Source organism: Marinobacter litoralis (assembly GCF_016427555.1).
GTDB classification, from domain to species: Bacteria; Pseudomonadota; Gammaproteobacteria; order Pseudomonadales; family Oleiphilaceae; genus Marinobacter; species Marinobacter litoralis_A.
In genome coordinates, this window is record NZ_JAELVS010000001.1 from 78,970 (window position 1) to 94,258 (window position 15,289).

Below are 15,289 nucleotides of genomic sequence, written 5' to 3' on the forward strand. Positions count from 1 at the left end.
CAGCGGCTTAGTTGGTGCGGTGGTAAAGCAAGTCCCAAACCCCGTGGCCCAACTTCTCGCCACGCTGCTCAAACTTGGTAATCGGACGGTCGTCAGGGCGCGGTGAAAAACCGCCTTGCTCCTGCGCGTTGGCAAACCCTTGCGACGCGTCCATCACTTCCAGCATGTGCTCGGCGTAGTTTTCCCAATCGGTTGCCAAATGCAGAACTCCGCCAACACGCAATTTATGGCGTATGCGCTGCACGAATTCCGGCTGCACCAAACGGCGCTTATGGTGCCTCTTTTTGTGCCAGGGATCAGGGAAAAACACCATAACCCGATCCAGAGAGGCATCCGGCAGGCACAAATCGATCACGTCGTTGGCATCAATGTTATACACCCGCACGTTTTCTAAACCGCGGTCATCCACTTCTTTGAGCAACGCGCCCACACCGGGCAAATGCACTTCCACGCCGATGAAATCCTGCTCTGGCGCGGCCTCGGCCATGTCAGCCAGTGACCGGCCCATGCCGAAACCGATTTCCAGATTCAGCATACTGTCACGACCAAACACTTCCCGGGGATCGATCACACCGTCTTCCCGGGTCAGCCCGTATTTCGGCCAATTGCGCTCGAAGGCTTTTTTCTGGCCTTCGGTCATCCGGCCCTGGCGTAACACAAAGCTGCGGATACCGCGGCGAGTGGTAATCGGATTTTCACCTTTGGAATCTTGCGAGTCGTTCTGGTCGGCCATTTGTTGTCCTCAACCGCCACTGCGGATCTGATTGCTGAAATTTACCGGACAGTTTAACAGAGTCCAGGGCATCAGGCGGACACCAAAGCGCCCTGATCTTGTTGCCGATCCAATTGTCGGTAACCCAGCGCTTCTATCAAGTGGGGTTTGGACACAGTTGCCTGCCCGTCCAGATCCGCCAATGTGCGTGCCACCCGCAATATACGGTGCAGGGCTCTGGCCGATAACCCCAATCGCTCCATGGCATGGGCCAACAGCTTTTCGCTGGCGGCATCGATGCGGCATGCCTGATCCAGCGCTTTGCCCGCGAGAGAAGCATTCAAACAGCCCCGCTTGCGCTGAAGGTTTCTGGCGTCCAGTACCCGCGCTCGGACACTGGCACTGCTCTCGCCGGTTTCTCCATGACGAAGCAGCACTTCCCCCGCCTGAACCGGCACTTCAACGTGCAGATCAAACCGATCCAGCAAGGGGCCGGATATTTTGGATCGATACCGCATGACTTGACTGGGGGTACACTGGCATTCGATATTCGGGTGGCCGCTGTAGCCGCATGGGCACGGGTTCATTGCCGCCACCACCTGAAACCTGGCAGGGAAGGTGACCTGCCGAGCGGCTCGGCTAATGGCGATTTCTCCGGTTTCCATGGGTTCACGGAGCACTTCCAGTACACGCCGCTCGAACTCTGGCAGCTCATCGAGGAAAAGTACGCCGCGGTGCGCCAAAGAGATTTCACCCGGCCGCGGGCTACTTCCGCCACCAACCAGAGCCACGGCTGATGCGGTGTGATGGGGCGACCGGAACGGCGGCTGACGCCACCCCCCGGACTGCAGCGGCTGTCCCGCCACCGAGTGCACACTGGCGACTTCCATCGCCGAAGCATCGTCCAGGGCCGGTAAAATACCCGGAAGACGACTGGCCAACATGCTTTTACCCGTGCCCGGAGGGCCAAAAAACAGCAAATTGTGACCGCCGGCCGCGGCGACTTCCAAGGCCCGCCGCGGCACCTGCTGCCCCCGGACATCGGCAAGATCGGCTGCAGCTTCCGCCCCCGCAGCGAGGCGAGCATCCGCTGGCGGTTTTGGTACGGGTACCAATTTCGCTCGCCCATTCAGATGCTCACACACCGTTAAAATGTGGCTTGCAGCCAACACATCCCCCTGGCTTGCGAGTGCGGCTTCGTCTGCATTGGCTTGTGGTATCAGAAGGGAACGTCCGGCTTCTCGGGCCGCCAGCACCGCAGGCAACACGCCTTTTAATGGCCGTAAGGCTCCATCCAGCGAGAGTTCACCCATGAACTCCAGGGCTTTGAGGCTGTCGGGCGGAATCTGCCCCGATGCGGCCAAAATTCCTAGCGCAATAGGCAGATCAAAGCGACCACCTTCTTTCGGTAAATCGGCAGGGGCAAGATTGATGGTGATGCGGCGGGCAGGGAATTCGAAGCCGGCATTGAGCAGCGCGCTACGAACACGGTCTTTGCTTTCACGGACACCGGTTTCCGGCAAGCCTACAATAGAAAGTGCCGGCAAACCGCCCGACAAGTGCACTTCGACGGTAACTTCAGGGGCTGACACGCCAATGCTGGCGCGCGAATGGACAATCGCTAACATGATCACCTTCCATGGTGGACTGGTATTGCGCGGGCGCGTCCTGCGCCCGCTTCACAAGCAAATCACGACTGGGCTTTTTGCTCCAGCTCGGCAACCCGCTTTTCCAAGGCTTCGACTTTCTCACGCGTTTTCATCAATACCGCTTGCTGGCTTTCAAATTCTTCACGGGTCACCAGCTCCAGTTTCGACAGCACAGACATCACGGTCGCTCTGGCCTGAGTTTCAAAATCTTCCCGGGCAGCCCGCGCCATATCCGGAACAAACTGGCCAAACTGGCCTTGTAGCTGGGCAAAGAAATCTTGGGGGCCTTTCATGTTTTACCTCGTGGCGTCGATCTTTTCGTTCGGTCTGGACAATTGCCCGTCGAATACTGCGATAGCCGAGAGTGTATCACACCGCTGCCCCTGCCATACTGTACCCGCTGGGCCGTATAATAGGCTTCACGCCTTGCCCTCTGTCGGTTCAACCCTGAGTCAGATTGGGGCGCGGCGCCCCGATTTGGTGCAGCCATCTGCATCATTTGGGAACACATAAAAAGCAACTCAATGTTTTTATTATAATTTTTTGCGTTGGCATACCTGATGCTAAACCTTGTACACGATCCGCACAATTGATGTGCGAGGTGGCAGCATCCCGAACTCAACCACTTACAAAGTTGAGATGGCTTTACCAAGGAGAAAGCAATGAAACTTGTGACAGCGATCATTAAGCCTTTCAAATTGGATGATGTCCGTGAGGCACTATCCGAAATAGGCGTTCAAGGCGTAACCGTAACGGAAGTTAAAGGCTTCGGTCGCCAGAAAGGCCACACCGAGCTCTACCGCGGAGCGGAATACGTGGTGGACTTCCTGCCAAAGGTAAAAGTTGAAATCGCCATTGGCGATAACCTGCTGGATCAGGTGATTGAATCCATCACCAAGGCGGCCAACACCGGCAAGATCGGCGACGGCAAAATTTTCGTGACCGAACTTCAGCAAGCGATCCGAATCCGGACCGGCGAGACCGGCGAAGAGGCGGTTTGATGCCGGCCTGATACCCGGGTCCAGCCAACGCAAAAACATTAAATATCTGACGAGCCTTGTGCGGAGGGCGTCCTATGGAAAGTAATATCTTTCACCTGCAGTATGCTATAGATACCTTTTATTTTGTTATTTGCGGCGCATTAGTCATGTGGATGGCGGCCGGTTTCGCCATGCTCGAAGCCGGTCTGGTGCGCTCCAAAAACACCACTGAAATTCTCACCAAGAACGTCGCATTGTTTGCGATTGCCAGCACCATGTATATGGTCTGCGGCTACGCCATCATGTATGGCGGCAACTTGTTCCTCTCCGGCATCGCCGAAGTCGATGTAGACGCCGTACTGGGTGACTTTGCCGCCCGTGAAGACGGCTTTGAAGGCGGCTCCATTTACTCCGGTGCGTCCGACTTTTTCTTCCAGGTGGTTTTCGTGGCCACTGCCATGTCGATCGTGTCCGGTGCCGTAGCCGAGCGCATGAAGCTTTGGGCCTTCCTTGCCTTTGCAGCGGTCATGACCGGTGTCATCTACCCACTGGAAGGTGCCTGGACGTGGGGCGGTAAAGACGTATTTGGCCTGTACAACCTGGGCGACCTGGGCTTCAGTGACTTTGCCGGTTCAGGCATCGTACACATGGCCGGCGCGGCCGCTGCTTTGGCTGGCGTGTTGTTGCTGGGTGCCCGTAAAGGCAAATACGGTCCTAACGGCGAAATCCGCGCGATTCCAGGTGCCAACATGCCTCTGGCAGCACTGGGAACCTTGATTCTGTGGATGGGCTGGTTCGGCTTTAATGGTGGCTCTGTACTTAAGCTTGGCGACATCGCCAGCGCGAACTCCGTCGCCATGGTCTTTCTGAACACTAACGCCGCCGCAGCGGGTGGTGCGATTACCGCCTTGGCTGTTGCCCGCCTGATGTTCGGCAAAGCTGACCTGACCATGCTGTTGAACGGTGCCATTGCCGGCCTGGTAGTGATTACTGCCGAACCGTCAACACCCAGTGCTTTGACAGCTACCCTCTGGGGCGCTCTGGGCGGTGGCCTGGTGGTACTGAGCATCGTTGCTCTCGATAAACTGCGCATTGATGACCCGGTTGGTGCCATCTCTGCTCACGGTGTGTGTGGTTTCCTTGGCCTGATGCTGGTGCCTTTCACCAACGCCGACGTAACCTTCAGCGGCCAGTTGATCGGTGCCCTGACCATCTTCGTCTGGGTGTTTATCGCCAGCCTGATCGTCTGGAGCATTCTGAAAGCCGTAATGGGCATTCGAGTCAGCGCCGAAGAAGAATACGAAGGCGTCGACATTGCAGAATGTGGCCTGGAAGCCTACCCCGAGTTCGGCAGCAGCAAGCAGTAATTGCTGCCTCAGAACCCAGAAAGGGCGCCCTCGGGCGCCCTTTCTGGGTTCAATGCACGCTAGTCTGGACGTTGTCAGCCCTCTTCCGGCCGCACCTGATCTTCCAGCGCATCAATCATGAATTGCGGCATGGCCAAGGCTCCGTGGTGGATACCCGCGTTGTAATACCGGGTGACAAACGGCCGGTCATTCACGTCTTCTTCGCGGAAATACTTGAGCGGGTTGTCCTTGCTGCCCATGGTGCAGCTCCACCAGCCTGTCGGGTAAACCGGCTGCGGAAACGGCAAGGTTTGCACATGGCCAAAGCCGGCTTTACGCATATCGGTATGAATGTCTTTGATGATCGAGTCGGTATGCAGCAAAGGTGACTCGCTCTGCTGCACCACAATGCCGCCTTCTTTCAGCGCAAGCATCGCATCGCGGTAGAAATCCAGAGCAAACAGCCCCTCCGCCGGCCCAACCGGATCGGTGCTGTCGATGATCAGCAAATCGATGCTGTTTGGCTCCACCTCGCGCATCCACTTCACGCCATCACCGAAGAAGAAGTTGGCTCGGGGGTCGCTATTGGCTTCGCACAGTTCCGGGAAATACTTTTCCGACATGCGGGTCACCCGCTCGTCAATTTCCACCTGCCAGGCTTCTTCTACCCCCGGGTGTTTCAAGACTTCTTTCAACGTGCCACAGTCACCACCACCGACAATCACAACCTTCTTCGGATCTTTGTGGGTGAACAGCGCCGGGTGCGTCATCATCTCGTGGTACAGAAAGTTGTCCCGAGTGGTCAGCATCACGCAGCCGTCCAGCACCATCAAATTGCCAAACGTCTCGGTTTCGTAGATTTCCAGCTTTTGGAACGGTGTCTGTTCCTCGTGCAGTTTGGCTTTTACCTGCAAGGAAAAGGCTGTGCCCTGATCCTGAAATATCTCGGTAAACCAGCCCTCATTCAATGCTGTCATATCACTCTCCAACTGTATGCCGCTGCACCACGCCCGGACATCTTGAAAGAGGCGTATTGTAGGGGCAGCAGTCAGCTCCTACAATGCAGCCTTCAACGGTTTTCCCGCCGATTCGGGTTTCCTGACAGGATAGCAACAATGGCAGAATCTACCGCATCACCTGCACACAAGGTTTACAACATTGCGCATTGGAGCGACGGCTATATTTCCGTCAATACCGAGGGCGAAGTGGAGATCTGTCCGGACCGGGGCCGAAGCGAGGCTCACATTAACCTGCCCCGACTGACCCGTTCGCTGACCGACGCCGGTCTGGCCCTCCCGGTACTGGTCCGATTCACCGATATCCTGCACGACCGGGTGAACAAACTTTGCGGTGCCTTCAATAAAGTCACCCACGAACAAGCCTACCAAGGCCGCTACACGGCGGTTTACCCGATCAAGGTAAACCAACAGCGGAGGGTGGTCGAAGAGCTGGTAGCCGCCGAGCCCGCCGCCTCAAACAACCAGATTGGCCTGGAAGCGGGCAGCAAGCCGGAACTGCTGGCGGTGCTTTCCCTAGCCCGTAAAGCTGGCTCGGTGATCGTGTGCAACGGCTATAAAGACCGCGAGTACATCCGGCTGGCTCTCATCGGCCAGAAACTGGGCCATAAGGTGTTTATCGTTGTTGAGAAACAGTCCGAGCTGCCGCTGATTCTGGAAGAAGCCAAGAAGCTCGAAGTATCCCCTTTGATCGGCGTGCGGGCCCGTCTGGCCACCATTGGCAAAGGTAACTGGCAGAACACCGGCGGCGAGAAATCAAAATTCGGATTGTCTGCCAGCCAGGTACTCGACGTTGTCGAAACCCTGAAACAGGCCGGCGCACTGCATACCTTGCAGCTGCTGCACTTCCATCTCGGATCGCAGATTGCCAATATCCGCGACATTCAAACCGGCCTGAAAGAATGCGCTCGGTTCTACAGTGAATTGCGTCATCTTGGTGCCCCCATAGGCACCGTGGACATTGGCGGCGGGCTGGGCGTCGATTACGAAGGCACCCGCTCCCGCAGCAGTTGCTCAATGAACTACACCGTCTTCGAATACGCCTACAACGTGGTGCACGTTCTGCAAGCGGAGTGCGACCGCCTCGGCCTACCCCACCCGGATCTGATCAGTGAATCCGGCCGGGCCCTGACCGCGCATCATTCCGTGCTGATCACCAACGTCATCGACCGGGAAGCCCCGCTGCACCGCGAAGCCTCCGAGCCCTCGGCCACCTCTCCGGCCCCGCTGCAGGATCTGTGGCGAGATCTGCGCAGCTTGCAGGATGACCAGTGCCCGCGATCGCTGGCGGAAATTTACCATGACGTACTGCATGCCATGACCGACGCCCACGCCCAGTTCGCCCACGGGTTGATGTCGTTGAGTGAACGCGCTCAGGCCGAGACGTTATATACGCGCTGCTGCCGTTTGATTCGGGGCCAGCTTGATGCTGCCAACCGTGCGCATCGGGAAATCATCGATGAACTGAACGAGAAACTGGCCGAAAAACTGTTCGTGAACTTTTCCTTGTTTCAATCACTACCGGACGTTTGGGGCATTGATCAGATTTTCCCGGTCATGCCGATCAATGGGTTGAACCGGCCGCTGAACCGGCGCGCCGTGGTGCAGGATATAACCTGTGATTCGGATGGCCGAATTGATCACTACGTAGATGGCCAAGGTATAGAAACCACCCTCCCCCTGCCCGAGCACAACCCGGAAGAGCCCTTGTTAATCGGTTTCTTCATGACCGGTGCTTATCAGGAAATCTTGGGCGATATGCACAATCTGTTTGGTGACACTCATTCCGTCGATGTTCGCCTGAACGAACAGGGGGAGTACGTGATCGGTGAACCGATCACCGGAGACAGCGTGGCCAAGGTCTTACGCTATGTAAACTTCGAGCCAGCCAGTATTGTCGAGGCGTATCAACGCAAGTTTAAAGCAAGCAACCTTGACCCGGAGCTTCAACAACAGCTTCTGGCTGAGCTGGCCTCGGGCCTTGAGGGGTATACCTACCTGGAAGAATAGGCTCAGGCAGGGTGATCGATGTGCAAACTGCGCCATACCGACAGCGAGATCTCCCCCTCTTACGGATGGCCCGGCTAAAATTAGACGGGTCGCTGTAACCCAGATGTTCAGCGATTTCATCAGTGCTCAGCTGAACCGCAATTGATTCACACCTGCATCGAAGCAATTCATGTCCCCGTACAATACGGTGTATCGGTCACCACCCTGGAAACGGGGAACATTCACAAGGCACTGACCTCCATCAGCCCGCCCGGAAAATTTATTTGATCCAGCAATCCGATCCCAGCCCCCCTGCGTAAAACAGTCACTGACAAAAAAGTGGTGAGTGCATAGAATCATGACAGTAGCCAAACACAATCACGACACGATCAAGGAGCATCCAGTGCCAACACTGGAACAGCCACCTGCGCAGGGCGAGGGCCGCAAGGACCCATGGGGAGCCTTGTTGGAACGCGTAGGTAAACATCAGGACAAAGCGGCCTACCACGAGCTATTCGAGCACTTTGCACCACGCATCAAGTATTACGCTATCTCCAATGGCATCGCCAGCCACGCCGAAGAGCTGGTGCAGGAAGTATTCATCGCAATCTGGAGACGTTCCAGCCTGTACGACTGGCGCAAGGCTGCGGCATCCACCTGGATTTTCACCATTGCTCGTAACCAGCGCATCGACATGTTGAGGAAGGTTCAACGCAGAAGCGCCGAGATGGCCGTCGAAACGGAAGATCTCTGGCAGATTCCGGGCGAACACGATGACGAACCGGTCTCATCGCTACACCGGCTCACATCTGAACGGCGCATTCGTGATTCACTTAGCCTGCTGCCTCAAGACCAGGTAACGGTGATTGCCAAGGTCTACATGGAGCACAAATCCCATCAAATGGTTGCCGATGAACTTGATCTGCCTCTGGGAACGGTCAAAAGCCGGGTGCGCCTGGCGCTGAACAAACTGAAAGTGATTTTGCAGGACGAAAACCTATGACACGACATCATCCAGACAGTCTGAGCCTGATGGATTACAGCGCTGGCGCCCTGAGTGAGCCCCACGCGCTGTGCATCCGTCTGCATCTGGAAAAGTGCGTCCATTGCCGGAGTCGGGTCGATACCCTGAACAGTCTCGGCGCCGTGATGATGGAGCAGCAACCTGACGTGACCGTGTCGGAAACCAGCTTCGAGCAACTGCTGGCGCGCATCGACGAGGCGCCGGCCCCTTTGCAGAACGACGCACCTCGACTGAGCCCGCTTCAGAAATTGCTCGGCGACGACCTCAACGATCTGCCCTGGAAGCGGCAGCTGCCAAGCGTCAGCGTTGTCGACATCAGCGATCGGTTCCCTGACCAGGAAGAGCGCGTCATACTGCAGAAACTGGCCGCCGGTGGCAAGGCGCCAGCCCATACCCATCGCGGCACCGAAACCACCCTTGTACTGCAAGGCGCTTTCTCAGACGCCAAAGGCGTTTTCAATCAGTGGGACTTTGTCGTGTTGACCGATCAAGACGTGCACAAACCCGTTGCCCTTGGCCATGAAGACTGCATCACACTGTCCATTCTCAGTGCGCCGCTGAAACTCACCGGCCCTTTCGGTCGCTTACTCAACCCATTCATCACCTGATGCCCTTTACCCTGCAGGTGCGCGTGCGCCTGCGGGGTCTTTTACCAAGGCAAGTCCCGCCCGTCCCAGTTGATAAATCGTCCATTGTCCTCCTCCGTCAAATTTGCAAGAACGTTGAACAGATTGTCCGCTGTTGCGCCTGGTTCATGGACGGTGAGTTTGGCCAGAGACTGGCTGAAAGGCTCGCTCAATGCAGAATGGGTGGTGCCGGGGTGCAACGCAACGCACGCCACGGGGGCGTATTTTCGGGGCAATTCAACCGAGAGGTTCTTTGCCAACATGTTTAAGGCCGCTTTCGAGCATCGATAGGCGTACCACCCCCCGAGCCGGTTATCCTGTATTGAACCTACCTTGGCAGACACAGCAGCCACTCGGCTCAATCGCTTACCTTTAAACCAGGGCGAAAGCGCCTGAACCAGTAGGGCAAACCCCACACAATTCACTTGATACGCCTGCAACATCGTATCGGGCTGAATATCCTCTACCCGTTTTTCCGGGGAGGCGGTGTCATCGTGCAACCAGCCGGCGGCATAGATTAATGATAGGTCGCCTTGAGCGGATGCCAATAAGCTCCGGACTTCAGGATGCGAGACCAGATCCAGCGGATGCTCGGCCTGCCACTCGACCAAGTGCACAGCAGGATGCTCCCGCACCCGGCCGCTCACGTTCTCAACCTTTCGGGCCAATCCTATCAACGGTTCGCTCGGCTGCTCGGCCAGATACCGTTCTGCAAGCGCACCGCCAATGGCACCGGAAACCCCGGCAATGATGACGGTCATCGTGCTGTCTCCTGAATAAACGTTGTCTCGGTTTCAGAGTAGTACGCAAACAAACCCACATCAGGTTGCTTGCCAGTGAGCCAATGTTTTCAAACGCACGTATGACTCTGCACACGGATTATTTGCGCTTACGAACCATTAAGCACAATAGCCACCGCTATCCGTGCCGATTTCATTTTTACAGGAGAGTGTCCATGCAATACCAGGCGCCTGCGAATGACCTTCGCTTCTTGCTGTTCGATGTTTTGGGAGCTGACAAACTGCACGAACTGGAAAAGTACGCTGATGCTACACCTGACCTGATCTCCGCCGTCATTGAAGAAGCCGGCAAACTGGCGAGCGAAGTCATTCAGCCAACCAATCAGACAGGCGACCGCCAAGGCTGCAGCTACGACCCGGAAGCTAAAACGGTCAAAACGCCAGACGGTTTCAAACAGGCCTACCAGACATTCGTGGAAGGCGGCTGGACGGCACTGGATGCCCCCATCGAATTCGGCGGCCAGGGTTTGCCGCACACGCTGAAGTTCGTCGTTGACGAAATGATGTGTTCTACAAATCTGTCCCTTGGCATGTATCCCGGGCTGACTCATGGTGCTATCAGTGCGCTGTATGCCCACGGCTCCGACGCGTTGAAAAACACCTATCTGGAAAAGCTGATTAGCGGTGAATGGACAGGCACCATGTGTCTGACCGAACCCCAGTGTGGCACCGACCTGGGCCTGATTCGCACCAAAGCCACGCCCAACGAAGACGGCAGCTACGCCATCGAAGGCACAAAAATCTGGATCACCGGCGGTGAGCACGATCTGGTTGATAACATTGTGCATCTGGTGCTGGCCAAACTGCCCGGTGCACCCGACACCACCAAAGGCATTTCTTTGTTCTTGGTGCCGAAAGTGCTGCCCGAATCTGGCGAGCGCAACCCGGCGTTCTGCGGCGGGCTCGAGCACAAAATGGGCATCAAAGGTTCTGCCACCTGTGTCATGAACTTTGAAGGCGCAAAAGGCTGGCTGGTGGGTGAGCCCAACAAAGGCATGAGCGCCATGTTCACCATGATGAACGAAGCCCGCCTGATGGTAGGTATGCAGGGCCTGGGTCTGGCTGAGATGGCCTACCAGGAAAGCCTCGCCTTCGCCAAAGAACGCCTGCAAAGCCGGTCTTTGAGTGGCGCTAAGAACCCGGACGGCGCGGCAGATCCGATCATCGTGCACCCTGACGTGCGCCGCATGCTGATGCGCCAGAAGGTTCTGAACGAAGGCATGCGCGCCTTAGCCTTGTTTACCGGCCACCAGCTGGATCTGTCCGTCGCTCACGACGATGCCGAAACCCGAGAAAAGGCCGATGACCTTGTACAGCTGCTGACTCCCGTGGTGAAAGCGTTCCTGACCGACGAAGGCTACACCAACGCGAACTGGGGCCAGCAAGTGCTCGGTGGTTCCGGGTTTACCCAGGACTGGCCACTTGAACAACTGGTGCGCGATGGCCGCATCGCCCGGATATACGAAGGCACCAACGGTATCCAGGCAATGGATCTGGTGGGTCGAAAACTGTCCTTAAAAGGTGGTCAGCTGGTTCGGACTCTGTTTGCGCTGTTATCGGACTACCTCAAGGATAACCAGGAAGCCCCGTACCGGGATGAGCTCAAGTCCGCTATCAAACACCTGGAGCGCGCCACAGTCTGGCTGGCGCAGAACGCCCCGAGCGACCCTGAGCAAGCAGGCGCCGCTGCCACACCTTACCTGCGGGTTATGGCCCTGACGGTCATCGGCTACCTCTGGTCACGCATGGCCGACGTTGCCGGCCGTCAACTGGAGGCGGGCGAAGGCAATCGCGCGCTGCTGGAAAGCAAACAGGTATCGGCCCGTTATTATTTTGAGAAATTGATGCCGGAAATCGATTGGCTGCTCAAAGACATCGAGTCCGGCAAGGAGAGCATGATGGCGTTCGACGATCATCATTGGTTGGCTTAAACGGCAATATGCCGATCAAACCAACATTGGCGTCCGAAAATGACCGACCATTGACTGCTTGTGACCTTCTACACGCAGGCCAGAAGGATAATACTGGCTACGTTGATTAGTGTCTCTGAACTAGTCCAGCCTGACTTCACACGAGTTAGGTATCTTCTTTTAACCACGCTTTTGCGTGGTTTTTTTTTGCGTGTTACTCGCCATCACGGGACGTAATGGAATCATAACGGACGAGCAACGACACCAACTCTAACTGCCTATTTGTACGGGTTTTTCTGAACAAGTTGCGAAGATGATATTTCACGGTTTCGCGCGACCGACCAGAGTTTTTCGCAATCTCCGCAAGGCCTTTTCCGGCTACAAGCTGCTCAGCAATCTGTGTTTCAGCCGGAGTGAATCGAAACGTTTCTCCCAGCCGATCTGAACTGATCTCAGCCGGTGCGCGGTATCCATTTAGCCTGCAATAAATCGCGATAGCCCGTTCAATATGAGGGAGCATGGTTTCCAACATACGAAGCTCATGCTCGAACAAATACTCCTGTCCTTTCTTGCACTGCACACCAAAAAAACAGACAGTATCAAGCTCTATCGCCGACACAGCGACAACAATTTCACTCACCCCCGGACTGGTCTGCCAGCGGCTCCCTGAGCTATTGTCTCGGGTCAGAAAATCGCTGTAGTAAGCCGCGACAGACGCCGAAAGATTGAAAACCCAAGATGTGGTTGGCACCGTGTTCACTCGGCTTTTTATCACGATAAACCCACCACCGAGCCCCATAGACTGGCCTAATGACGCCAGAAACGGGTAAAAGCCGACATCGTTTGAGATTGCGTCGTAAATCAAGCCAATCAGCTCAATTAAATCTTTCTCTGAACCGCACTGCTCCCTGTCCATCCGGCCCTCAACTTACGTCATCCCTTGCTACATAAGCTAGCCCATACTTTGTATTTATACAAAAAACCCATCATTACACTTCACATACAATCTATCGTCTTTCCCTACCCATGTGGGGTGCGTCTATACCAAGAACGTTGCCTATAAATGATAGGTCGGATAGTGATGCTGCTCCGGCCGATATCACCCGTACGGATGCCTATTTCTTGGAGAGATCTTTATGCACAACGTTAAAAAACTGGCACTAGCCTCAGCCATCGCCAGCGTGTTCGCAGTCACTGGCTGTAGTAATAGCGGCAGCAGTGGCGACAGCGCTAGTGGGGAAACTGTATCAGGCAAAGCATCTGCACCTAGCGGAACAGTCGCCAAGCTCAACCAACCCGGCGCACTAGAGATCGCTTTCTCATTTATTGTTCCGGAAGCTGCTGCAGCGATTACCGGGCTTGAACCTATCAAGGGGGCTGACGTAGAACTCATTCGCGTTGATGATGACGGCAACCAAGTCGGCGATGTGCTTGCCAAAACCAGCACCTCTATAACAGGAGATTACACACTGACTTTGCCTACCGGAGTCAGTTTGGCCGGCAACCTGATCGTTCGCATAACCGGTGCGAATCATCAGCTCAGAGCCCAAGTCGTCGAGAAAAATGTCGATATTTCGCCGGTTTCCGAATTCGTTCTGCGCAAATTCATCGAATCCGGGGCAGACTTGGATCAACTCGTTGTTACTGACGTAGTCAAATTAAACGGCAAAGTTGAGGAGTTCGACCTCACGGCTGGCGCAAATCTGGAACAAATGTTTGATGTGCTTGAACAAGAAGTCGGTGCGTTCGTTGAAACCGAAGTCGCCTCGGTTTCCGCTAACGGCGCCGATGTCAGCAGCATCGTTGGTGACTACAACAACGCGGCCTTTGCTTTCGCACTGCATGACAATGACGATGGGAGCAACGGTACCTTTGCCCATGATATGTGGCTGGGTGATTTTACGTTCGCTAACGGCGGCACAGGCACCGTCAACATGACCTATTTGTCGGAGGACAGCGCCTGGGCCAACCTTTCAGGAACCGCTATAGAAAACAGCTCGATTGACTATAACACCGAGCTCGACGACGGCAATAGCCAGGAAACATTTGATGGGTCATTCAATACTCTAGGGATTCTGGCCGTACAAGGTGAATTTGAAGAAGATATTGAAGGGGACGAGCCTTACGGCTGGCGCTTTCCTGCCATGACCTATGTTTTCCAGCAAGTCGCTGATACAGGCCTGTTCTTCGGCCTCACCCACGAAGCCGGCGTTCGCTACGGCACCATCGATTCTGATAACGATGGCACTTACGACGCTATCGACCCTGACGACAAGCACGGCGATGAGGTATTCCGCACACTTGAAGTATTTGCTCGAAAACCCGCCAATCTTTCGGACACAGCGATGACGGGCGACTACGGGCGGGTCTACTTTGGCTCCAGGCTCAGTTCCGGGAGCATCGAACTATTCAGCGCCAACAATACGGTTACGTTTTCAACTGGCTTCAACGGCACCGTTAGCGCAGGCACGGAGCGTGAAATCATCGTGAACAGCAGTGGCGCCGCCTCCTACGGCGACCAGCCCACGCCCTCAGAATCCTTCACGTTAACGGTGGCGGCTGATGGCACAATCACGGATGGCCCTGAAGGTGGCGCAATAGGCTTTGTCAGCGAAGATGCCGGGTATGTCGATTTCTCGGAAAGTGCCGGAGACAATACGGCTGGTTTCGCAGAGTTCGACAAGACCATGCTCGTTAAGTTAGGTGACTCGACCCCCACCGTCAGCGGAAAGAAATATCGACTGCTGATGGCGAGCGCTCATCTCGAGGGCGGAGCGACATCATCTATCGCATTGTTTGCCAGCCAGTTCAACACATTCCTCACAATGGACAGCAATAGCGCCGGTAAAGTAAGCGGCAACTTCTCTGAGATCCGCAAAGAACAGGGCCTTGGCGACAACATTGAAGCAACGGTTCACCAAGAGTCCGATCTTGCTTTCAACATCGAGATTGACAGCAATGGAGGCACAACCATATCCGTTCCCGACACTGACGGTGGCGCAACCAAATTCGAAGGTTTCTTCAACGCCGACGCCAGTTTCGGAGTCTTCACAACCGGCTATCTTGAAAAGGATGCCGTAGACTACAACGAACTTGGATTGGCAGTGTTGGTGGATGTAACCCAAAAATAGCCATCTCCTCACTGCAAGCAAACAAAACGGCGAATCTTGTTTAGGTTCGCCGTTTTCGTTTTTCACACCGAATAGCCCCTGCCACACCCCCTGCGTTACAATCTGC

The 15,289-nt window shown here is 55.5% G+C and carries 13 protein-coding genes; 7 read left to right on the forward strand and 6 right to left on the reverse strand.

What is annotated here, in order from left to right; all coding sequences use genetic code 11:
- Positions 1-7: 7 nt before the first annotated feature.
- The 3 genes from trmB to JAO79_RS00375 form a co-directional block, all read right to left on the reverse strand.
- Entirely contained in the window at positions 8-733 is a 726-nt protein-coding gene (trmB, locus tag JAO79_RS00365) for a tRNA (guanosine(46)-N7)-methyltransferase TrmB (RefSeq protein ID WP_199005195.1), read from the reverse strand.
- Between the two features lie 71 nt (positions 734-804).
- Positions 805-2,340: a YifB family Mg chelatase-like AAA ATPase gene (locus tag JAO79_RS00370; protein WP_199005196.1), complete on the reverse strand. Its 1,536-nt coding sequence runs from the start codon at positions 2,338-2,340 to the stop codon at positions 805-807.
- 62 nt (positions 2,341-2,402) lie between these two features.
- A complete protein-coding gene (locus JAO79_RS00375; RefSeq protein WP_199005197.1) occupies positions 2,403-2,654 on the reverse strand; it encodes an accessory factor UbiK family protein in 252 nt (83 codons plus the stop codon).
- 369 nt (positions 2,655-3,023) lie between these two features.
- Between JAO79_RS00375 and glnK the strand changes: the two genes are divergently transcribed.
- Together glnK and JAO79_RS00385 are read left to right on the forward strand one after the other, a co-directional pair.
- Positions 3,024-3,362 (forward strand): P-II family nitrogen regulator, encoded by a 339-nt coding sequence (glnK, locus tag JAO79_RS00380; protein ID WP_091997389.1) that lies wholly within the window; start codon positions 3,024-3,026, stop codon positions 3,360-3,362.
- A 74-nt stretch (positions 3,363-3,436) separates the two neighbouring features.
- A complete protein-coding gene (locus JAO79_RS00385; RefSeq protein WP_199005198.1) occupies positions 3,437-4,708 on the forward strand; it encodes an ammonium transporter in 1,272 nt (423 codons plus the stop codon).
- 74 nt (positions 4,709-4,782) lie between these two features.
- Here the strand turns inward: JAO79_RS00385 and speE are convergent, their stop codons facing one another.
- Positions 4,783-5,664, reverse strand: coding sequence for a polyamine aminopropyltransferase (speE, locus tag JAO79_RS00390; protein ID WP_199005199.1), 882 nt, complete (start codon positions 5,662-5,664; stop codon positions 4,783-4,785).
- Between the two features lie 138 nt (positions 5,665-5,802).
- Here speE and speA point away from each other — a divergent pair, with 138 nt between their 5' ends.
- From speA to JAO79_RS00405, 3 genes are all read left to right on the forward strand, one after another.
- Complete coding sequence (speA, locus tag JAO79_RS00395) at positions 5,803-7,713, forward strand: biosynthetic arginine decarboxylase (RefSeq protein WP_199005200.1); 1,911 nt, start codon at positions 5,803-5,805, stop codon at positions 7,711-7,713.
- Positions 7,714-8,095: 382 nt separating this feature from the next.
- Positions 8,096-8,695: a sigma-70 family RNA polymerase sigma factor gene (locus tag JAO79_RS00400; protein WP_199006572.1), complete on the forward strand. Its 600-nt coding sequence runs from the start codon at positions 8,096-8,098 to the stop codon at positions 8,693-8,695.
- Positions 8,692-9,324, forward strand: a complete 633-nt coding sequence (locus tag JAO79_RS00405) for a ChrR family anti-sigma-E factor (RefSeq protein ID WP_199005201.1) — start codon at positions 8,692-8,694, stop codon at positions 9,322-9,324. The genes JAO79_RS00400 and JAO79_RS00405 overlap by 4 nt, the downstream gene beginning before the upstream one ends.
- A 41-nt stretch (positions 9,325-9,365) precedes the next feature.
- Here the strand turns inward: JAO79_RS00405 and JAO79_RS00410 are convergent, their stop codons facing one another.
- Positions 9,366-10,103, reverse strand: coding sequence for an SDR family NAD(P)-dependent oxidoreductase (locus JAO79_RS00410; protein ID WP_199005202.1), 738 nt, complete (start codon positions 10,101-10,103; stop codon positions 9,366-9,368).
- Between the two features lie 194 nt (positions 10,104-10,297).
- Between JAO79_RS00410 and JAO79_RS00415 the strand changes: the two genes are divergently transcribed.
- Positions 10,298-12,073 (forward strand): acyl-CoA dehydrogenase C-terminal domain-containing protein, encoded by a 1,776-nt coding sequence (locus JAO79_RS00415; RefSeq protein WP_199005203.1) that lies wholly within the window; start codon positions 10,298-10,300, stop codon positions 12,071-12,073.
- Positions 12,074-12,266: 193 nt separating this feature from the next.
- On the opposite strand, the gene JAO79_RS00420 is transcribed toward JAO79_RS00415, so the two are convergent.
- Positions 12,267-12,968: a LuxR C-terminal-related transcriptional regulator gene (locus tag JAO79_RS00420; RefSeq protein ID WP_199005204.1), complete on the reverse strand. Its 702-nt coding sequence runs from the start codon at positions 12,966-12,968 to the stop codon at positions 12,267-12,269.
- A 220-nt stretch (positions 12,969-13,188) separates the two neighbouring features.
- Here JAO79_RS00420 and JAO79_RS00425 point away from each other — a divergent pair, with 220 nt between their 5' ends.
- Positions 13,189-15,183, forward strand: a complete 1,995-nt coding sequence (locus JAO79_RS00425; RefSeq protein WP_199005205.1) for a hypothetical protein — start codon at positions 13,189-13,191, stop codon at positions 15,181-15,183.
- Positions 15,184-15,289 lie beyond the last annotated feature (106 nt).